Below are 20603 nucleotides of genomic sequence, written 5' to 3'. Positions count from 1 at the left end.
AAACAGATAACAGGTTATGGTAACTCATCGTCAGCGCTACCGTGAAAAAGTCTCCCAGATGGTCAGTTGGGGGCACTGGTTTGCACTGTTCAATATTCTGCTTTCGCTCGTCATTGGCAGCCGTTACCTGTTTATCGCCGACTGGCCGACAACGCTTGCTGGTCGCATTTATTCCTACGTAAGCATTATCGGTCATTTCAGCTTCCTGGTGTTCGCCACCTACTTGCTGATCCTCTTCCCGCTGACCTTTATCGTCGGCTCCCAGAGGCTGATGAGGTTTTTGTCCGTCATTCTGGCAACGGCGGGAATGACGCTATTACTGATCGATAGCGAAGTCTTTACTCGTTTCCATCTCCATCTTAATCCCATCGTCTGGCAACTGGTTATCAACCCAGACGAAAATGAGATGGCGCGCGACTGGCAGCTGATGTTCATCAGCGTGCCGGTTATTTTATTGCTTGAACTGGTGTTTGCGACGTGGAGCTGGCAAAAGCTGCGCAGCCTGACGCGTCGTCGACGCTTCGCGCGCCCGCTGGCCGCATTCTTATTTATCGCCTTTATCGCCTCGCATGTGGTGTATATCTGGGCCGATGCCAACTTCTATCGCCCGATCACCATGCAACGCGCTAACCTGCCGCTTTCGTACCCGATGACGGCGCGACGTTTTCTTGAGAAGCATGGTCTGCTTGATGCGCAGGAGTATCAACGCCGTCTCATTGAGCAAGGTAATCCTGACGCCGTTTCCGTTCAGTATCCGTTAAGCGAACTGCGCTATCGCGATATGGGCACCGGGCAGAATGTGCTGTTGATTACTGTCGATGGCCTGAACTACTCACGCTTCGAGAAGCAGATGCCTGCGCTGGCAGGTTTTGCTGAGCAAAATATTTCGTTCACGCGCCATATGAGCTCCGGCAACACTACAGACAACGGCATCTTTGGCCTGTTCTATGGCATCTCGCCGAGCTATATGGATGGCATTCTGTCGACCCGTACGCCTGCGGCATTAATTACTGCGCTTAATCAACAAGGCTATCAGCTGGGATTATTCTCATCAGATGGCTTTACCAGCCCGCTGTATCGCCAGGCATTGTTGTCAGATTTCTCGATGCCGAGCGTACGCACCCAATCCGACGAGCAGACCGCCACGCAGTGGATCAACTGGCTGGGCCGCTACGCACAAGAAGATAACCGCTGGTTCTCGTGGGTTTCTTTCAATGGCACTAACATTGACGACAGCAATCAGCAGGCATTTGCACGGAAATATAGCCGGGCGGCAGGCAATGTCGACGACCAGATCAACCGCGTGCTCAATGCACTGCGTGATTCTGGCAAACTGGACAATACGGTGGTGATTATCACTGCCGGTCGGGGTATTCCGCTGAGCGAAGAGGAAGAAACCTTTGACTGGTCCCACGGTCATCTGCAGGTGCCATTAGTGATTCACTGGCCAGGCACGCCGGCGCAGCGTATTAATGCTCTGACTGATCATACCGATCTGATGACGACGCTGATGCAACGCCTGCTACATGTCAGCACACCTGCCAGCGAATATTCGCAAGGTCAGGATTTGTTCAACCCTCAACGCCGTCATTACTGGGTTACCGCCGCGGATAACGATACGCTGGCAATTACCACCCCGAAAAAGACGCTGGTGCTGAACAATAACGGTAAATACCGTACTTACAACTTACGTGGTGAAAGAGTGAAAGATGAAAAACCACAGTTAAGTTTGTTATTGCAAGTACTGACAGACGAGAAGCGTTTTATCGCTAACTGATTAATTATAAATCAGTTAGCAAAATATCTTACTTGCAATCGGTGTGGAAAACGGTAGTATTAGCAGCCACGAGTCGGCACGTAGCGCAGCCTGGTAGCGCACCGTCATGGGGTGTCGGGGGTCGGAGGTTCAAATCCTCTCGTGCCGACCAAAAATCCCAAGAAAAAACCAACCATTACGGTTGGTTTTTTTATATCTGCAATTAATTCGATAAACAGACCGTGACACATCACAGCCTGTTTATTTTCTGTTATCAGAACGTCCAGACCACACCCGCCTGAGTATTCCACGGCGATTCTACCCCTGCGCCATTGCCATAACTGACTGACAAATGACCGCTTAACGTCGGGGTAAACGATGACCTTATCCCAGCCTGATAAACGCCACGGGTTCCAGCCACATCATTATTAAATTTGCCATCGTCATTAACTTTCACCTGGTTAGAATCGGCGTATTCCTGACGTACGGCGGCTTTCAGCCAGGGTTCCAGCGTCGTACCGTTTTGCAGGTCCATGTGATAGCTTACCGCCGTTCCCGCTTCAGCCCGTAATATGCGGGTATTTCCCACATCCGCGCGCATGCCGTTTGATAACGTGTAGTCCTGACCATCTGTGGTAAAGCCGGTAAAGGCCAGATAAGGTCTAACACTCCACAATCCGTCAACCCAACGGAACCCGCTCTCGACATGAGCACCCGCGCCGTTACTATTGTAATCGCCAAACGCTGTTGCCCCATTACTCATCTTGCCATGGATGGTGTTGGCAAAACGGTCAACTTTCACCACCCCATCAACATAGGCACCGTTCTGATGCTCCCAACCGGCATAAGCCCCCAGGGTATAGCTATCGATATTGCCTTTGCCGCCGCGATCAAAACCAATATCAGAATGAGAGTAACCAAAGAACAAGCCGCGAATTGTACTGCTTTCTTCACGGGAGAAACGGCTATCGATACCGAGCGTCAGCCCCGTCAATGTTTGCTCAAAGCCAGCTCCCGCATCAGTGGTCACGTTGTTGCGGGTGTTAATTGCCGAACTCCACATCGCCGTATCGTAATTAACGCCTTTTACGCTACCAAGACGCTCACGCACGGTGTCCAGTTCTGCATCAAATACCAGCGGTTGTGCTGCCGCCATATTCAGCACATCAGTGGTTGAAGGGGTAATTTGCGCGCGATTCTCTGCCAGACTCCAGCTATGGTTGCCATTATCCAGCAAGGTATATTCATACGTACCGATATCAACAACGCCTCCGGCATTGCCCAACGTAAATGCAGCATCACCGCCGCCCGTCGTTACCAGTGTAAGGCTATCTCCTGCTGCCGGGCTGGCACCGGTGTCCGTAACGAATATTTTGAAATCACCTGTTGCCTGACCGGTGACGTTGAGCTGATCGCTCTGATGATTAGCCATATCGGTACGCATATAAAAATTGCCGTTTCCCGACAGGGTATTGGTGGTCAACGTAATGAAATTTTCCGCACTTGCCGTCACTGATGAACGAGTCACTGGCTCATCCATCATAATCACATTTGCGTCAGACATCGCAAGGTTGGCTAAGTTGAGGAGGGTGTTTTGGTTCGTCGTAGTGATATCGGCAATGATGGTCCATGAGCTACCATCGAGCGAAACATCCGCTTTGCTGGTATCCACGGCACCATGCGTTCTTAAAGAAGCGCCCTCAGAAACCACGACACTACCCACCAACATAGCGGGTGCATAATTTATTTGCGGCTTCATGACCTCAAGAATGCCATCATTCCCTCTGACTGAAACGTTAACCATTGTGCCAGCCCAGACATTAGCGCGGCCATTGTTGATAACCATATTTTCAGAGATGGCTTTAGAGGAATACGTGATACTTCCATTCTGATCTGATCGACCGAGATCATATACCGCATTTGCCTGCACTCTCGTACCAGTATCCTTTCCCAGCGATTGCATAGTGGCATGCTCATCAAGGATAGTATCAATGGCCTGCGTGTCCTCCATAACAATGAGCCCGGAACCATCATCCAGTTCATAATTTTTTGACACACCATCTTTTATACTAAATTGGCCTTTACTGTTTGTACCACTCACTTCCAGCGCATTCGTTGAGACAATTAATTTTCCGCCTGCTTTTTTATCAACGCCAGTTGCAGTCCCGCCATCCATAACCTCCAGTAAGCCGCCATTATCCACAGTGGTATTATAAGCGAAGTCATTTTCTTCAACTCGCAAACTTCCGCCGTTTTCCAACAGCATATTATTAGCAATACCATTCTTGATATCGAACTGACCGAGACGGTTTGTTCCGAATACCTCCATGGCCCGCGTGGTTGTTTTAATCGCACCGCCTGCTTTCTGATCTACCGCAAGCGCAAATCCCCCCTCTTTAACCTCCAGTAGTCCTCCCTTTTCGATAGCGGCAAAGACGGTCCCCCCATCTTTTTCAACGATTAAGCGCCCGCCTTTAATCGTAGGTTCATTCGCCGCGCCATAAACCTGTAGCACACCATTATTGAGGGTAGTCTGGTTTGCCGCGCCACCCATTTGAACAATTTGATAACCATCATTTAATACTGAGTATTCTGCGGTGCCATTCATTTCAATGTACTGATACCCGCCGTTAATTTCAGTATTACTACTTATACCAAATTCTTTAATATGCTGTTCTCCGCCAGGATTGATTTTCGTATTATTGGCGGTCCCATAAACCAGCTGGATATCTTTTTCCAGGACAACACCATCAACTGTCTCACCATACTCAACTGTTGATGCCAATGCTATGGGTGAATATAACGCTGTAGCCACCAGAACAGATATTGCGGAACGACAAAGAGAAACAGAACCAGATTGATGCATTGAGCTTTCATCCTATGAAATTAATTGCTGTTAAAAGCATTGGGTAAAGAAAATACCCATAGCTCCATACCCGGAGTCAGTTTTTAAAAACTGTTTAAAGAAATGCACAAGTATTGTGATTGATTTTTTAGTTGTTTTTCTTGATGAGAAGCTGATGCAAAATTCCGTCTTTATAATGAAAATGATGCCAAAGCGAACGACAAGGTTGTAGTTTTCACTACATGTCCATACATAAAATGGGGTAACATTCACGCGCCTGGTAGCGTTACCAACGCTACGCTCAAACATAATGATTCTAATAAAACCTCAGGAGACTACTATGCCTGAAGCAACGCCTTTTCAGGTGATGATTGTGGATGATCATCCACTTATGCGACGCGGTGTTCGTCAGTTACTGGAGCTTGATCCTGGCTTTGAAGTGGTCGCCGAAGCGGGCGACGGCGCGAGCGCGATCGATCTGGCGAATAGGCTGGATATCGACGTGATCTTACTGGATCTCAATATGAAAGGTATGAGTGGCCTGGATACCCTCAATGCCTTGCGCAGGGATGGCGTTACCGCGCAAATTATTATCCTGACCGTATCAGATGCCTCCAGCGATGTCTTTGCGCTGATAGACGCAGGCGCAGACGGTTATCTGTTGAAAGACAGCGACCCGGAAGTGTTGCTGGAAGCGATTCGTGCCGGAGCGAAAGGCAGCAAAGTCTTTAGCGAACGCGTCAATCAGTACTTACGTGAACGTGAAATGTTTGGCGCAGAAGAAGATCCCTTCAGCGTGCTGACGGAGCGCGAGCTGGATGTTCTGCACGAGCTGGCACAGGGGCTGTCAAATAAACAGATTGCCTCGGTGTTGAATATTTCCGAGCAGACAGTAAAAGTACACATTCGCAATCTGCTGCGTAAACTCAATGTCCGCTCACGCGTGGCGGCCACCATTCTGTTCCTGCAACAACGCGGGGCACAATAAAAATAGCCCGATGGCATCACCATCGGGCCTCTTTTTATTTACTCTCCTGCGGCGACAAATGTTGCATCGCCTGCGCGATACTACGTTCAATCACCGCACGGCGAGTATCATTGGCAGGTAAGAGTTTCAACATCATCTCCCACGCGGCAACGGCTTCGCCAAATCGCTGCTGCTCAAAGGCATTAAACGCATACATGCTTAACACACGGATATTGCTGTGGTCAGTTCTCACCAACTGGCGTAGCAGTTCACCACCCAGGCGGTTGTCGTTGGGATCAGATGAACGTGTCAACGCTTCAGCGTATCCGAGCGCCGCATCACTGTTCTTCGGATCGAGGCGATATGCAGTAGCGTATGCATCGGTGGCAATACTGGCGTTACCCAGCGCCATGCCAACGCGGCCCAACATAATCCAGCCTTCTATATCTCCCGGATTTTTTTGCAGTTGAGTACGCATCCCCAGCGCCAGGCGCGACATCTCTTCTTCGTTGAGCGGATCGGCTTTCGGATCCAGCGCCCTGTCCAGTAACGCCGGAGCCTGTGCCGTGGCCTGCTGCCAGATTTTCACCTGCTGATAATTGCCCGTCTGGTAGTAGCTGACGCCAGCCACAATTAACGCCACCACAATACCCGGCAGATAAACAATATATCCGGCACGCTTACCTTCCGGCACGCTTTGTTCAGGAAACGCGTCCGGCACCACGCGTACCCGACGCCGCGAACGGGCGTAAATGACCCAACCGCCAATGCCAATAGCCACTACCGGAAGCACCCACAGCAGCACGGTCAGCGGCGTTAACGGCGGATCGTAAGTGACGAAGTTGCCGTAACGCGCCACCATATAATCGACAATCTCTTTCTTACTTTTACCTTCCTGCATCAGTTCATACACTTTCTGGCGCAGGTCGGTGGCAATCATCGAGTTGGAATCGGCAATGCTGTTGTTCTGGCATTTCGGGCAGCGTAGTTCTTCAGTGAGTTGGCGGAACTGCTGCTCCTGCGCTTCATCCTTAAACTGCAACACGTCGATGGTCGCCAGCGCTGAGCCGGAGATCATCAGCATCAGCACGCCCAATAAAAACCTCATTGTGCGGCCTCCTTACTGTATTTCTCCCACAGCGGCTTGATCTCTTCTTCCCAGACGCGAGGATTGAGATCGCCCGCATGGCGATAGCGAATGATGCCGTTGCCGTCGATGAGGAACGTTTCTGGCGCGCCATAGACACCGAGATCCAGCCCTAACATGCCGTCGCCATCAAACAGGCTTAGTGCGTAAGGATTGCCCAGCTCTTTCAGCCAGCTGATTGCCTTCTGGCGATCGTCTTTATAGTTCATGCCGACCACGCGAATGCCCTGCGCAGAAAGCTGATTCAGATATTGATGTTCCGCACGGCAGGTCGGACACCAGGTCGCCCAGACGTTAAGCAGCACAGGTTTGCCCTGAGTCAGCACATCCGCCTGATAAAACTGCCCCGGATTGTCCAGTGATTCGAGGCGAAACTTCGGCACTGGCTTGCCAATGAGCGCCGATTCCAGATTGGTCGGATCATCCCCTTCGGCATTACGCGCCAGCTGCCACAGCAGCGCCGCGGCAATCGCCAGGAAGATAATCAACGGAATTAACAATACTTTGCGCTTCATACAGCCTCCGGCGCAGTTTTTTGCGGACTCACGCGCTTACGATAGCGAGGATCAAACAGACACAGCAGTCCGCCCAACGCCATCATCAGCCCGCCCGCCCAAATCCAGCGAACAAACGGTTTGTAGTAAAGACGCACGGCCCACGCGCCGTTTTCCAGCTCTTCACCGAGCGCGGCGTACAGGTCACGCGTGATGCCGCCGTCAATCGCCGCTTCGGTCATCATCGACCCGGCAGTGTTGTAATAACGTTTTTCCGCATACAGCACCGTTTCCGGCTTGCCATCGCGCGTTACGCCGATAGTCGCCACACCGCCACGCCAGTTCGGGCCAGTCACCTCTTTGACATCACGGAAGGTGAAGCGATATTCATGGATATCGACACTATCGCCGGACTTCATGCGCACATCACGCTCAACGCTATAGTTCTGGCTAAAGGCAATACCAACAATTGTCACTGCCAGCCCCAGGTGAGCCGCCACCATTCCCCAATAACTGAAGGTGGTTTTCGTGCCGCGTGAAATACGCAGCGCAGCTTCCGCAATTGCCAGCACCGCAATCCAGCAGGCCATTGCCAGGCCGAGCACCGTCATCGCCACCACTTTGCTTTCGAACAGCCACGGCAACAGCAGCGACAGCACCAGCGTAGAGATGAAGGCGATAATCAACAAATTGCGGATTTTACGTGGGCGATCGCGCCCCCAGCGCACCAGAGGACCGACACCAAGCAGCAGCGCAAACGGCACCATCAGCCAGGTAAACATGGTGTTGAAGAACGGTTCGCCAATCGAAATACTGCCCAGTCCCAGTTGCTTGTGCACCAGCGGCAGCAGCGTCCCCAGCAACACCACCAGCATCGCGGCGACCAGCAAAACGTTGTTCGCTAACAGCAGAGATTCCCGCGACCACAGCGCATTGTTTACGCGTGAGCGAACTTTGTGTCCACGCGCGGCAAACAGCAGCAGCGAACCACCAATCACCAGTACCATAAAGGCGAGGATAAACATACCGCGTGCCGGATCAGAGGCAAACGCGTGTACCGATACCAGCACGCCGGAACGCACCAGGAAAGTCCCCAGCAGACACAACGAGAAGGCACTGATTGCCAGCAGTAATGTCCACGCTTTGAAGCTGGCGCGTTGTTCAGTGACCGCCAGTGAGTGCATCAGCGCAGTCCCCACCAGCCACGGCATAAACGAGGCGTTTTCTACCGGATCCCAGAACCACCAGCCGCCCCAGCCGAGTTCGTAATAGGCCCATGCGGAACCGAGCACAATGCCGAGCGTCAAGAAGATCCACGCCGCCAGCGTCCACGGACGAGTAAAACGCGCATAAGTGCTGTCCAGACGCCCGCTCAACAAAGAAGCAATGGCAAAAGCAAACGCCACCGAGAAGCCGACGTACCCCATATAAAGCAGAGGCGGATGGAAGATCAGCCCCGGATCCTGTAACAGCGGGTTAAGATCGCGACCTTCAATCGGGAAGTTCGGCAACGTGCGTGAGAACGGGTTAGAGGTAAAGAGAATGAACAGCAAAAAGCCGACGCTGACCATCCCCATTATCGCCAGTACGCGGGCCACAATATCCAGCGGAATACGCTGACTAAAAATCGCTACCGCAAAGGTCCAGCCGCTCATCAGCAGCACCCACAGCAGGAGCGAGCCTTCATGCGCGCCCCAGGTGGCCGCCACGCGATACCACACCGGAAGCTGGGTATTGGAGTTGCTGGCAACATAGGTGACGGTGAAGTCGTTGACCACGAAGGCATTGACCAGTACCAGAAATGCGCCAGCCACAGACATAAACAGCAGCCAGGCAAACAAGCGGGAAGATGCCATCATGCGCGCATCTCCGCGCGCTACGCCCCATAGCGGATACACGGACAGCAGCAGCGCAATTCCTAGCGCCAGACACAGCAGCCCGTTACCAATTTCCGGCATCATGATGCTGGGTCCTTATAAACACTCGCCGGGCGACGGTGATTGGCTTCCATCGCTTTCTCAACTTCTGGCGGCGTGTAGTTTTCATCGTGTTTCGCCAGCACTTCTTTCGCGAGGATATGATTGCCTTCTTCCAGTTCGCCCTGCACCACAACGCCCTGCCCTTCACGGAACAGATCCGGCAAAATGCCTTCGTAAGAGACATCTACTGAACCTTCAGCGTCGTAAATGGTGAAAGTTACTTTTAGCGAATTGGGATCGCGCTGCACACTACCCGGCATCACCATCCCGCCAACGCGCAGACGCTGACCGACTTCCGGCATTTGCTGAGTTTCACGCTTGCCGTAGAGAATTTCCCCCGGCGTATAAAAGAGATCGATATTCGAGCGCAGCGCATATAGCACCAGACCGATAGTCAGCGCCAGCCCCGCCAACACGGCACAGGCAATCCACAAGCGGTTTTTACGGCGAATATTCATGCAGCCTCCTGCTGTTGCGCAGCACGTAAACGCGCCTCACGCGCCCGCTGTTGCGCCACGCCACGCAGAATTGCGCGATGCTGCATCACCGAGTGCACGACCAAAACCACCAGCGGAATGACGGTCATCACCACCGCCAGCCAGACAAAAAAGGCGTAACCGCCCATTGCGAAAAATTCATTCCAGGAAGCAAATGCAGGGGTCATTTACGGCCTCTTTTCAGTATCAGTTCACTCACCCACGGACGGCGTTTTTCCATCAGCAAAATCAAATTACGCATCCGCATCAGCGTCAGCGTGGCAGACAGGAGCAGGAAGCCAAAAATCGACCAGCGCAGCGGCGAACGCATCGCCGGATCGATACTTTGCTGCATCCGCGTTGATCCCTGGTGCAGGGTGTTCCACCACTCCACGGAGTAATGAATAATCGGCAGATTCACCACGCCAATCAGCACCAGGATACCTGCCGCACGGCCCGCCAGACGGCGGTCGTCGAAGGCGTGCCACAGGGCAATCACACCCACATACAAAAACAGCAGCACCAGTTCAGAAGTCAGACGTGCATCCCATACCCACCAGGTGCCCCACATCGGTTTTCCCCATGCAGAGCCGGTAACCAGGGCAATAAAGGTAAACACGGCACCAATGGGGGCCATCGCCGCCACCGCCAGGTTGGCCATTTTCATCTGCCAGACAAGGCCAATAAACGCCGCCACCGCCATTGATGCATAAATGCCCATCGACCAGATCGCCGCAGGCACATGCAGGTAGATAATGCGGTAGCTATTTCCCTGCTGATAATCAGCCGGAGCAAAGCCGAATCCCCAGATCCAGCCGACGGTAAGCACGACCACACTGGCAATTGCCAGCCACGGTATAAACCAGCCACAGATTTGATACAGCCGTGGTGGGATCGCCAGTTGATGCAGTGTTTTCCACATAGTTTCGATACCAGACTCGAACAAAAATCAGTAATCCAGCGTTATTGAATGCTGATTCGTAACGCTGCCGCCGTCGCAAAAGGACTTAATGTCGCGGTGCCTGCCAGCAACGCGCCTAAAATTGCCAGATACCCATCAACGGGCAAATGCATAGAAGCCGCGTCCATCGCGGCGGTGGCAAAGATGAGTAATGGGATAGTCAGCGGTAACACCAGTATGCTGAGCAGCACACCACCGCGCTTAAGTCCCACTGTCAGCGCCACGCCCGGTGCACCGAGAAAGCCAAGCGTAGGCGTTCCCAGCAGCAGCGTCAGCGCCATCACTTGCCAGCCATAAACATCCATTCCCAGTAGCATTGCTACCAGGGGCGAAAGGATGAGTAACGGCAGACCGGTTACCATCCAGTGCGCCATCACCTTCGCCAGCACAACGGCGGGCAAGGGTAACGGCAACAACATCAATTGTTCAAGACTGCCGTCCTGCAAATCGTCACGGAACAGTCGCTCGAGTGCCAGCAAGGATGAAAGCAGCGCGGCAACCCAGATAATGCCCGGTGCAATACGCGCCAGCAGTTGCGGCTCCGGACCGATACTGAGCGGAAAAAGGGTAATGACAATCAGGAAGAACCACAGCGGGTTGGCGATTTCGGCGCTGTGGCGAAACGCCACGCGCAGCTCAAGACGGAAAATGCGCCAGAACATCATGCGGCCCCCGTTTGCGTCAGTGAAATGCGGCGAATTTTACTTTCAGCAACGTTGAGCGGCTGGTGGGTAGTCAGAATCACAGTCCCCCCCTGCTCCGTATGCTGCGCCATACGCTGGGTCAGACGATCGACGCCGTTAACGTCAATCGCGGTAAAAGGCTCGTCGAGGATCCATAACGTGGCACGGGTCAGCCACAGACGCGCTAAAGCGACGCGGCGTTGTTGCCCGGCAGAAAGTTGATTTACCGGAATATCTTCGAATCCGGCAAGCCCAGCCTGCGCCAGGGCTTCCAGACATTGTGCGGTATCGCCATCGCGATGATAAAAGTGCAGATTTTCTAACGCCGTCAGCCGGGTTTTGATCCCCGGCTGATGGCCTATCCATAACAGGTTTTGATGGTAGCTGTCGCGTACCTGATGCAAGGGCTGCCCTTGCCAGAGAACGTCACCCGCATCAGGGCGAGACAACCCCGTCAGCAAACGGAGAAGCGTTGTCTTCCCCGCGCCGTTGCTACCGGTGATTTGTACCCACTCTCCTGCGTTCAGCGTAAATGACAAGCCACTAAATAAGGTTCGTTCATCCCGCTCGCAAAGTAACTCTCTGGCTTCAAGCATACCCACGCAATAACCCTGTTAAAAACCTGGCTCGACTTCGCGCATATCGGGCAGCTTGTGCGCTATCCCTTTATGGCAATCAATACAGGTTTGCCCATCTTTCACCGCCTGGTCATGCATCTTCGCGGCAACCGATTTCTGGGCGGTTGTATCCATATACTCGAAGTTGTGACAGTTACGGCACTCCTGCGAGTTATTGTCCTTCATGCGCCGCCACTCATTCTGTGCCATCGTCAGGCGATGAGCTTCAAATTTCTGCGGCGTGTCAATAACGCCAAAAATTTTACCATACAGCTCTTTACTTGCTTTGAGCTTGCGTATCATCTTCGGCACAAACTCGTGCGGAACGTGACAATCCGGACAGGTCGCACGAACGCCGCTACGGTTGTTGTAGTGCACGGAATCCATGTATTCCTGATACACCGTGTTACGCATTTCGTGGCAGCTAATGCAGAACTCTTCGGTATTGGCTTTTTCCATCCCGGTGTTAAAGCCGCCCCAGAAGACGATGCCGCCGACAAAACCGATCAACAGTAGCGTCCCCAGCGCCAAACGGCTGGGGGTACGCCACCATTTCCACAGGCGCTTAATCAGACCAGGCTTACGGTCAGAATTTCCCATAATAACCTCTTATTTCCCGTAACCTTTTGATGGGGTAAAGGTATTCCCCACGATTGGCGCGGTATCGGCCTGCGGTACGTGACATTGCAGACAGAAATAACGACGCGGAGCCACTTCCGCGCCCACTTTGCCGTCGCTGTCCATAAAGTGAGTAGGACTGATGCGCGGCGCGCCAGTGGTGCGATAGCTTTCGACACCGTGGCACTGCAAGCAGCGGTTGGTATTGGTCGTTACCTGATAACCTTCAACGCTATGCGGGATCATTGGCGGCTGATTCACATAGTTCAGCGGCATCCGTTCCTGCTCTTTTGGCATCCGAATGGCCCCTTCCTGCGTCCCGGATACTTCCGGCGACTGGCTAAAATCGACGCCATTAGCCGCCCAAACCGCGCCGCTCACCACCAGGGCCAGCATCGCCGTCCATTGACACAGCGCTTTCTTCAGGTCATGGCTTTTCATGATTTCGCTCCCGAACTCCATCGTGTAGTTATTGTAAATACATCCTCAGAACAGACATCCACGCAGCGACCGCACGTCATGCAATCGCGGCTGGTGACCTGCACCGGGCTTTGTTCATCCAGCACCGGGGCACGTAGCACATGCGGTTCCGGGCAAACATGAAAACAATCCATACAGCGGTTACATTTCTGCCGATCGCTGGCCGCAACGGTAATCACACCTTTGCTACCCAGTACGCCATACAGCGCGCCAACCGGACAAATGTGACCGCACCAGCCGTGTTCAACGACCAGTAGATCAAATAAAAACAGCGCGAGAATAAGCAGCGCGCCGCTACCGAAGCCCATTACCAGGCTGCGCCCCATCAGGGAAACGGGGTTGATCCATTCCCAGATGAGCGTGCCGGTTAAGGCCGATCCCAGCAGAATGACCACCAACAGCACGTAGCGAATGTGGCGAGGGATCGTCGCAGACTGATTGAGGTCAAAGCGCCTGCGTAACCAGTTCGCTAAGTCGGTAATCGGGTTCAGCGGGCAGACCCAGCTGCAAAATAATCGCTTTCCTGCCAGGGCGTAGAGCACGGTGATAATTACCGCACCAGTCAGTGCTACCGTGGCAGGCAGATGACCGCTGGCAAGGCTTTGCAGCGTCATCAGCGGATCGGTCAGCGGAACGGTGTCGAATAACAGGCTACTGCTGTAGTTGCCGTGCAAGATCCACACACCAAACCACGGACCGCTCAAAAACATCCCCAGCACGAAGAACTGACAAAGGCGACGTAACACTAACCAACGGTGACTGCGCCACCAGCCTTTTTTCTCCAGCGCCTCGCGCCCGGCGTCACGTTTACGATTTGCCATTGTTCCCCTCCAGCCAGCCGAAGCGGTAATGGTGACCTAACTCCCCTTTCGCTAGTGACAGCGGTAACACCTTGATTGCCGGTTGTTCCAGCACGCACACTTTTTCGCACTTACCGCAACCGGTACAGGCGTCGCTGTGAACCGTCGGCAGAAAGCGGGCGTGCTTACCGGTACGCGTGTTGCGCTCCAGCTCCAGGGTGATGGCCTCATCAATTTTCGGGCATTCGCGATAACAAACATCGCAGCGCAGCCCCTGAAAGTTGAGACAGTTTTCCTGGTCCACCAGCACCGCCAGCCCCATCCGCGCGTCGTCGATCGATTCGATCTCACGATCCAGCGCACCGCTCGGGCACACTTTGGCGCACGGAATGTCCTCACACATTTCGCAAGGAATATCCCGCGCAACAAAATATGGCGTGCCCGCCGACAGGCCAGAAGCCAGCGTCGCCAGTTTTAAGGTGTCGTAAGGGCAAGCCTGAACACACTGACCGCAACGCACACAGGCACTGGCAAAGGCGTTCTCGTTTATGGCTCCGGGCGGGCGCAACCGCACACCAGATGCGCGTGCGGTTTGCTGTTGTAACCCCAGCGCCACACCCACGGCAGCCAGCCCGCCTGCTGTGCGAACGACATCGCGCAGAAAGCGGCGGCGACCATTTTGAGGTTTCGCTGACCGGGACATAATGGCTTACACCTTCTCCAGTTTGACCGCGCACTTCTTGAAGTCCGTCTCTTTCGAGAGCGGATCGGTCGCGTCCAGCGTCAGTTTGTTAACCAGCTGTGCGGCGTCGAAGAACGGCATGTACACCAGGCCCTGCGGTGGACGGTTACGGCCGCGCGTTTCGACAATCGAGATCACTTCGCCACGGCGAGAAACCACTTTCACTTTGTCGCCACGACGCAGATCGCGCGCTTTCGCATCCAGCGGGTGAATAAACAGGACCGCTTCAGGGAAGGCGCGGTGCAGTTCCGGTACACGGCGAGTCATACTGCCGGTATGCCAGTGCTCCAGGACGCGTCCGGTAGAGAGCCACAGGTCGTACTCTTCATCCGGTGCTTCCGCCGCAGGTTCGAACGGCAGCGCGAAGATCACCGCTTTGCCATCCGGTTTACCGTAGAACTTGTAGCCTTCGCCCGCTTTCACGTACGGGTCGTTACCTTCGCTGTAACGCCACTGCGTTTCTTTACCGTTCACCACCGGCCAGCGCAGACCGCGTGCTTTGTGGTAGTCATCGAACGGCGCGAGATCGTGACCGTGACCGCGACCAAACCATGCGTACTCTTCGAACAGCCCTTTTTGCAGATAGAAGCCCAGCTCGCGGGATTCATCGTTCAGCTGATCTTCCGCCAGTTCGGATAGCGGGAATTTGCTCACTTCCGGAGTGGCATACAGAACCTCATACAGCGTTTTGCCACGCAGTTCAGGTTTCTTCGCCAGCAACTCTTCCGGCCACACTTCTTCAGTTTTGAAGCGGCGGGAGAACTGAACTAACTGCCAGAGATCCGATTTCGCTTCACCCGGTGCCTGTACCTGCTGACGCCAGAACTGAGTACGGCGTTCGGCATTACCGTAAGCGCCCTCTTTCTCTACCCACATTGCGGTCGGCAGGATCAAGTCCGCTGCCAGCGCACTGACCGTCGGATACGGATCGGAAACGATGATAAAGTTGCGCGGATCGCGCCAGCCCGGCATACGCTCTTCATTAATGTTCGGTCCGGCCTGCATGTTATTGGTACACATGGTCCAGTAAACATTCAGTTTGCCGTCTTTCAGCGCACGGTCTTGTGCCACCGCGTGCAGACCGATTTTCGCCGGAATGGTGCCACTCGGGATATTCCACTTCTTCTCGCAAATATCACGATGTTTCTCGTTAGTCACCACCATGTCCGCAGGCAGACGGTGAGCAAAGGTGCCCACTTCACGCGCAGTACCACACGCGGAAGGCTGCCCGGTCAGGGAGAACGGACCGCAACCCGGCTGGGAAATTTTGCCGGTCAGCAGGTGCAGGTTGTAGACCAGGTTGTTGGCCCACACACCACGGGTATGCTGGTTGAAGCCCATCGTCCAGTAGGAGATGACTTTCTTGTTCGGATCGGCATACAGCTGCGCCAGTTGTTCTAACTGGTCTTTCGGCACGCCGGTCATTTCGGCGGTTTTTTCCAGCGTATATTCAGCAACGAAGGCTTTGTAATCTTCAAAGCTCATCGGTTCGGAGGCGTCAGAACCCGGATTCTTCGCTGCTTTTTCCAGCGGATGGGTCGGACGTAAACCGTAGCCGATGTCCGTCGCCCCTTTGCGCAGGTTAACGTGTTTGCTGAAGAAGTCCTGATTTATCGCATTGTTTTGAATGATATAGTTGGCGATATAGTTCAGGATCACCAGGTCAGATTGCGGCGTAAAGATGATGCCGTTATCCGCCAGCTCGAAGCTACGATGCTGGTAGGTAGAAAGCACCGCCACGGTAACGTTCTGGTTAGAGAGACGACGGTTAGTGATGCGCGACCAGAGGATCGGGTGCATCTCCGCCATGTTTGCGCCCCACAGCACAAACGCGTCAGCCTGCTCGATGTCGTCGTAGCAGCCCATCGGCTCATCCATACCAAAGGTACGCATAAAGCCAACTACTGCCGACGCCATACAGTGACGCGCGTTCGGGTCGATGTTGTTCGAACGGAAGCCCGCTTTGAACAACTTGGACGCGGCATAACCTTCCCAGATAGTCCACTGACCAGAACCGAACATACCGATCGATTCCGGCCCTTTTTCTTTCAGGGCAGTCTTAAATTTCTCTTCCATCACATCGAAGGCCTGATCCCAGGTGATTGGGGTAAATTCGCCTTCTTTGTCATATTTACCGTTTTTCATACGCAGCAGCGGCTGCGTCAAACGGTCTTTACCGTACATGATTTTGGGCAGGAAATAGCCCTTAATGCAGTTCAGGCCACGGTTAACCGGTGCGTCCGGGTCGCCCTGACAGGCCACCACACGCCCCTGCTGCGTTCCGACCAGAACGCCGCAACCCGTACCGCAGAAACGGCACGGCGCTTTATCCCATTTAATGGCTTCCTGCTGACCAACAACGGCGCGGGCAACGCCCGGCACGCTGAGACCGGCAGCCGCCGCAGCGGCCGCAACGGCGTTAGCTTTCATAAAGCTACGACGACTGAGTTTCATGGTGTTTCCTCACCTTGCTCTTCCTGCTGGTGATAAACCAGCGACACCGCCAGCACGCCCTCTACGTTGCGTACTGACTCAATGGTTTGGATCAGCGTTTCGCTGTCTTCTGCTTCCACCACCACAATCAACTGACCGCTCGGCGCGTCGCTGACAGCAACTTCACAGCCGGTAAAGGCGTTCAGTTGGGTGCTGATGTCTGAAATTCGTTCGCTTTTGGCCTGCACGACCAGGCTGCAAACTTGCCAGTTAGTGTGCATGGAGATACTCCGCAGTTATGGCTGATACCGGACAGCTGGCTGCACATGCTCCACATCCGTTGCAAAGTTGGCTATTAAGTTGCGGCTGGTAGATCCCGGAGAGCGTCGGGCGAAAGATAATTGCCATTGGCTCACAGCTATCCTGACAGCGGCGGCATTCAACTGACTGATACGCCAGGCACGCGTCCCCAATGGTGAACTGCAAATCCCAGGCCCTGGTGTGGCGCGGAGAAAATAGCGATTCGGGGCAAGCCTGCGCGCAGGCGTAACAGAAGCTGCACTCGTTATTTTTGAAATTAACGCTCGGATAGCCACCCGCGCCGCGTTGCAGAATGTTGTTTTCACAAGCATTAATACAGACATCACAGCGGGTGCAATGGGTCAGAAAATGAGATTCATCACCGGACCAGGGCGGACGGATACCGTTACTGGCTTTGCGCCAGCGACCAGTGAGTATGCCCCGACGGGATGCATCAATCTTCACATTGACCTTCCATCATTAACGCGCTCTGAAAATTGAGAGCGACCAAATAAACCGCATAATTAATAAGCCATTTTTATAGCCGCTAAGATATTAAAGGATGTGTCAAAGATGCATACCCCGATCGGGGTAAAACCTGTAGCAGGATCAAAAGAGTGGCGGGAAGCGTGGCAAAAACGGGCTTTTGCTCACATTTCAAATGGTTATAAACATATTTATATAGCGATTAATTCGCCAGAGATATTTCTGCTGGTTTGTTTTCTCATCAGAATTTAACACTAAAAGAGCAGGTAAAATTATCTGAATGTTCTTTAAGTTATTCATAAAGCAAATTAATAAATCTGATGAATATGTTAACCTTCAGCGACATCATCGGTGAAAACCTATAAATGAAGAAGGAAAGCAAAAAAATGAAGACCATTCTACCTGCAGTATTGTTTGCCGCTTTCGCCACCACTTCCGCCTGGGCGGCAGAAAGCGTCCAGCCACTGGAAAAAATCGCACCTTATCCACAAGCTGAAAAAGGCATGAAGCGTCAGGTGATTCAGTTAACTCCGCAAGAAGATGAATCTACCCTGAAAGTAGAACTGTTAATCGGTCAGACGCTGGAAGTCGACTGCAATTTGCATCGTCTCGGCGGGAAGCTGGAAAGCAAAACGCTGGAAGGCTGGGGCTATGATTATTATGTCTTTGATAAAGTTAGCTCGCCGGTTTCCACGATGATGGCTTGCCCGGATGGCAAGAAAGAGAAGAAATTTGTCACCGCGTATCTGGGCGATGCTGGAATGCTGCGTTACAACAGCAAGCTGCCGATCGTGGTGTATACGCCAGACAATGTGGATGTGAAGTACCGTGTCTGGAAGGCGGAAGAGAAAATTGACAACGCGGTTGTCCGCTAAACTGCTGTGAAGTGCTGCAACCTGTAGGCCGAATAAGGCGGTTACGCCGCATCCGACATCTAACGCCCGAGCCGGTTGCCTGATGCGACGCTGACGCGTCTTATTAGCATACGCCACATCCGGCAAACCATGCCGGATGTGGCACATCATTACAACGCAATATCCGCCACTTCTTTTTGAACGGGTTGCGGTTTCAACTGCGGTTTCGGCGTACTATCTGCTGCCTGCGGCTTGTCGTATTTCAGCCCCAGCACTTCGCTGGTGTACTGCAACTCGCGTTCTGTTGCCGCTACATCACCGTTCAGCTTGCGTCCATAAGACGGAACGGTCGCCTTCAACGTTGCCTGCCATTGCGGGCTGGAAACGCGATCGCCAAATACTTTTTCCAGCAGATTCAACATAATCGGCGCGGCGGTTGACGCACCTGGCGATGCCCCCAGCAGCGCGGCAATGGTCCCTTGCTGGTCGCTGACCACTTCGGTACCCAGACGCAGTACGCCACCTTTCTCGGCATCACGCTTGATAATCTGTACGCGCTGCCCCGCTTGCCACAAACGCCAGTCCTCTTTTTTCGCCTGCGGATAGTACTCTTTCAACGCTTCAAAACGATCCTCTTCACTCAACATCACCTGACTCACCAGATATTTCACCAGATCGAAATTATCCAGCCCGACGTGCATCATCGGCATCACGTTAGAGGTGGTGGTGGAACTCATCAGATCCCACAATGAACCGTTTTTGAGGAATTTGGTTGAGAAGGTGGCAAATGGCCCAAACAGCACGACGCGTTTACCGTCCAGAACACGGGTATCGATATGCGGAACCGACATCGGTGGTGCGCCAACGGATGCTTTACCGTAAACCTTCGCCAGATGGTGATTAACCACGTCCGGGTTTTCCGAAACAAGGAACTGTCCGCCCACCGGGAAACCGGCGTAGTCTTTCGCTTCCGGAATCCCCGATTCCTGTAACAGCTTCAGCGCCGCACCGCCCGCGCCGATAAAGACAAATTTGGCGCGGATGTTCTGTGCAGTGCCATTTTTCAGATCGGCAACGGTAACGGTCCAGGTGTTATCGTCATTACGCTTTAGGGCGCGGACTTCGCTGCTGAGTTGCAGCGAAAAATTAGATTTCTTCTGCAAGGAAGCAATTAACTGGCGGGTGATCTCGCCATAGTTCACATCAGTACCAATTTCCGTACGCGTGGCTGCCACTTTCTGTTGCGGATCGCGCCCTTCCATCACTAACGGTGCCCACTCTTTGATCTGCGCGTGATCTTCAGAGTAACGCATACCGCGAAACAGCGAGCTTTGTTGCAACGCGGCGTAACGGGCGCGCAGGAAATTAACATTATCCTCGCCCCAGACAAAGCTCATATGCGGAACGGTATTGATAAATGAACGCGGTGTACGCAGCACGCCGCGCTCGACCTGGTGCGCCCAGAACTGGCGCGAAATCTGAAATGCTTCGTTAATGGCGACTGCTTTTTCAATACTGATGCTGCCATCGGCGTTTTGCGGGGTGTAGTTCAGTTCCATCAGTGCAGAATGCCCGGTTCCGGCGTTGTTCCAGCCGTTCGAACTCTCCTGCGCGACACCCTCCAGGCGCTCCACCATGGTCATCGACCATTCAGGCTCCAGCTCGCGTAAATAGGTCCCCAACGTGGCGCTCATAATGCCGCCGCCAATCAACAGTACATCAGTTTCCTGCTCCTCGGACGCTTTCGCTTTTGCCGCCATCGAAACGGCATTAAGCCCCACGGCCATCGAGAAGAGCATGGCAGTCACTTTTTTCATCTTGTTAATGCCTTACTTTTAGTCGCTTTATTGCAGGTGAGATTTGCGCGGCACCAACGGTAACACTTAAGTAACAACATTTAAATAATGTTTATAAATTATATTCTAATTTTAGAAACATTATAATTTCGTTGATTAATTATAGGGT

21 protein-coding genes and 1 tRNA gene are annotated in these 20603 nt (G+C 53.2%); 5 read left to right on the top strand and 17 right to left on the bottom strand.

All coding sequences use genetic code 11. From position 1 onward, the window contains the following. Nucleotides 1-16: 16 nt before the first annotated feature. Both yejM and ACJHWR_RS10530 read left to right on the top strand, forming a co-directional pair. Complete coding sequence (gene yejM / locus ACJHWR_RS10535; protein WP_000256203.1) at nt 17-1777, top strand: LPS biosynthesis-modulating metalloenzyme YejM; 1761 nt, start codon at nt 17-19, stop codon at nt 1775-1777. Nucleotides 1778-1851: 74 nt separating this feature from the next. Then, a tRNA-Pro gene (locus ACJHWR_RS10530) sits at nt 1852-1928 on the top strand. Nucleotides 1929-2030: 102 nt separating this feature from the next. On the opposite strand, the gene yejO is transcribed toward ACJHWR_RS10530, so the two are convergent. Beyond that, a complete protein-coding gene (gene yejO, locus ACJHWR_RS10525) occupies nt 2031-4622 on the bottom strand; it encodes an autotransporter YejO (protein ID WP_024175761.1) in 2592 nt (863 codons plus the stop codon). Between the two features lie 319 nt (nt 4623-4941). Here yejO and narP point away from each other — a divergent pair, with 319 nt between their 5' ends. Beyond that, nucleotides 4942-5589 carry a nitrate/nitrite response regulator protein NarP gene (gene narP, locus ACJHWR_RS10520; protein WP_001113637.1) on the top strand — a complete coding sequence of 216 codons (648 nt, stop codon included), beginning with the start codon at nt 4942-4944 and terminating at the stop codon, nt 5587-5589. 34 nt (nt 5590-5623) lie between these two features. Here narP and ccmH read toward each other — a convergent pair whose 3' ends face one another. From ccmH to napF, 15 genes are read right to left on the bottom strand one after another with little or no spacing between them, the layout of a single operon-like run. Next, on the bottom strand, nt 5624-6676 hold the full coding sequence (gene ccmH, locus ACJHWR_RS10515) for a cytochrome c-type biogenesis thiol:disulfide oxidoreductase CcmH (RefSeq protein WP_001211558.1): 1053 nt from the start codon (nt 6674-6676) through the stop codon (nt 5624-5626). After that, nucleotides 6673-7230 (bottom strand): thiol:disulfide interchange protein DsbE, encoded by a 558-nt coding sequence (gene dsbE / locus ACJHWR_RS10510; RefSeq protein ID WP_000824439.1) that lies wholly within the window; start codon nt 7228-7230, stop codon nt 6673-6675. The genes ccmH and dsbE overlap by 4 nt, the downstream gene beginning before the upstream one ends. Further along, a complete protein-coding gene (gene ccmF / locus ACJHWR_RS10505; RefSeq protein WP_000982447.1) occupies nt 7227-9170 on the bottom strand; it encodes a cytochrome c-type biogenesis heme lyase CcmF in 1944 nt (647 codons plus the stop codon). The genes dsbE and ccmF overlap by 4 nt, the downstream gene beginning before the upstream one ends. Further along, nucleotides 9167-9646, bottom strand: coding sequence for a cytochrome c maturation protein CcmE (gene ccmE, locus ACJHWR_RS10500; RefSeq protein ID WP_001026412.1), 480 nt, complete (start codon nt 9644-9646; stop codon nt 9167-9169). The genes ccmF and ccmE overlap by 4 nt, the downstream gene beginning before the upstream one ends. Then, on the bottom strand, nt 9643-9852 hold the full coding sequence (gene ccmD, locus ACJHWR_RS10495; RefSeq protein WP_000186540.1) for a heme exporter protein CcmD: 210 nt from the start codon (nt 9850-9852) through the stop codon (nt 9643-9645). Before ccmD ends, ccmE begins: the two co-directional genes overlap by 4 nt. Next, complete coding sequence (gene ccmC / locus ACJHWR_RS10490) at nt 9849-10586, bottom strand: heme exporter protein CcmC (protein WP_001295447.1); 738 nt, start codon at nt 10584-10586, stop codon at nt 9849-9851. Before ccmC ends, ccmD begins: the two co-directional genes overlap by 4 nt. A 41-nt stretch (nt 10587-10627) precedes the next feature. Further along, nucleotides 10628-11290 (bottom strand): heme exporter protein CcmB, encoded by a 663-nt coding sequence (gene ccmB / locus ACJHWR_RS10485; protein ID WP_000971730.1) that lies wholly within the window; start codon nt 11288-11290, stop codon nt 10628-10630. Beyond that, the gene (gene ccmA, locus ACJHWR_RS10480) at nt 11287-11910 is read right to left on the bottom strand and encodes a cytochrome c biogenesis heme-transporting ATPase CcmA (RefSeq protein WP_000525569.1); all 624 of its coding nucleotides are present in this window, start codon (nt 11908-11910) and stop codon (nt 11287-11289) included. Before ccmA ends, ccmB begins: the two co-directional genes overlap by 4 nt. Nucleotides 11911-11922: 12 nt before the next feature. Next, nucleotides 11923-12525 carry a cytochrome c-type protein NapC gene (napC, locus tag ACJHWR_RS10475; protein WP_000528376.1) on the bottom strand — a complete coding sequence of 201 codons (603 nt, stop codon included), beginning with the start codon at nt 12523-12525 and terminating at the stop codon, nt 11923-11925. A 9-nt stretch (nt 12526-12534) separates the two neighbouring features. Next, nucleotides 12535-12984, bottom strand: a complete 450-nt coding sequence (gene napB, locus ACJHWR_RS10470; protein ID WP_000835177.1) for a nitrate reductase cytochrome c-type subunit — start codon at nt 12982-12984, stop codon at nt 12535-12537. Then, a complete protein-coding gene (gene napH / locus ACJHWR_RS10465) occupies nt 12981-13844 on the bottom strand; it encodes a quinol dehydrogenase ferredoxin subunit NapH (protein WP_000013503.1) in 864 nt (287 codons plus the stop codon). Before napH ends, napB begins: the two co-directional genes overlap by 4 nt. Further along, a complete protein-coding gene (gene napG / locus ACJHWR_RS10460; protein WP_000091291.1) occupies nt 13831-14526 on the bottom strand; it encodes a ferredoxin-type protein NapG in 696 nt (231 codons plus the stop codon). Before napG ends, napH begins: the two co-directional genes overlap by 14 nt. 6 nt (nt 14527-14532) lie before the next feature. Further along, nucleotides 14533-17019 (bottom strand): periplasmic nitrate reductase subunit alpha, encoded by a 2487-nt coding sequence (napA, locus tag ACJHWR_RS10455; RefSeq protein ID WP_000778064.1) that lies wholly within the window; start codon nt 17017-17019, stop codon nt 14533-14535. Next, complete coding sequence (napD, locus tag ACJHWR_RS10450) at nt 17016-17279, bottom strand: chaperone NapD (protein ID WP_000557384.1); 264 nt, start codon at nt 17277-17279, stop codon at nt 17016-17018. Before napD ends, napA begins: the two co-directional genes overlap by 4 nt. Next, nucleotides 17269-17763 carry a ferredoxin-type protein NapF gene (napF, locus tag ACJHWR_RS10445; protein WP_000686745.1) on the bottom strand — a complete coding sequence of 165 codons (495 nt, stop codon included), beginning with the start codon at nt 17761-17763 and terminating at the stop codon, nt 17269-17271. Before napF ends, napD begins: the two co-directional genes overlap by 11 nt. Nucleotides 17764-17871: 108 nt before the next feature. On the opposite strand from napF, the gene ACJHWR_RS10440 reads away from it, so the two are divergent. Beyond that, on the top strand, nt 17872-18036 hold the full coding sequence (locus tag ACJHWR_RS10440) for a hypothetical protein (protein ID WP_001296243.1): 165 nt from the start codon (nt 17872-17874) through the stop codon (nt 18034-18036). 113 nt (nt 18037-18149) lie between these two features. After that, on the top strand, nt 18150-18659 hold the full coding sequence (gene eco, locus ACJHWR_RS10435) for a serine protease inhibitor ecotin (RefSeq protein WP_000712252.1): 510 nt from the start codon (nt 18150-18152) through the stop codon (nt 18657-18659). 149 nt (nt 18660-18808) lie between these two features. On the opposite strand, the gene mqo is transcribed toward eco, so the two are convergent. Further along, the gene (mqo, locus tag ACJHWR_RS10430) at nt 18809-20455 is read right to left on the bottom strand and encodes a malate dehydrogenase (quinone) (protein ID WP_000758078.1); all 1647 of its coding nucleotides are present in this window, start codon (nt 20453-20455) and stop codon (nt 18809-18811) included. Nucleotides 20456-20603: the final 148 nt, after the last annotated feature.

It is taken from the genome of Escherichia sp. WS568, from assembly GCF_046486085.1.
Taxonomy (GTDB): Bacteria; Pseudomonadota; Gammaproteobacteria; order Enterobacterales; family Enterobacteriaceae; genus Escherichia; species Escherichia coli.
This window is presented reverse-complemented; position numbering and strand designations above follow the sequence as displayed.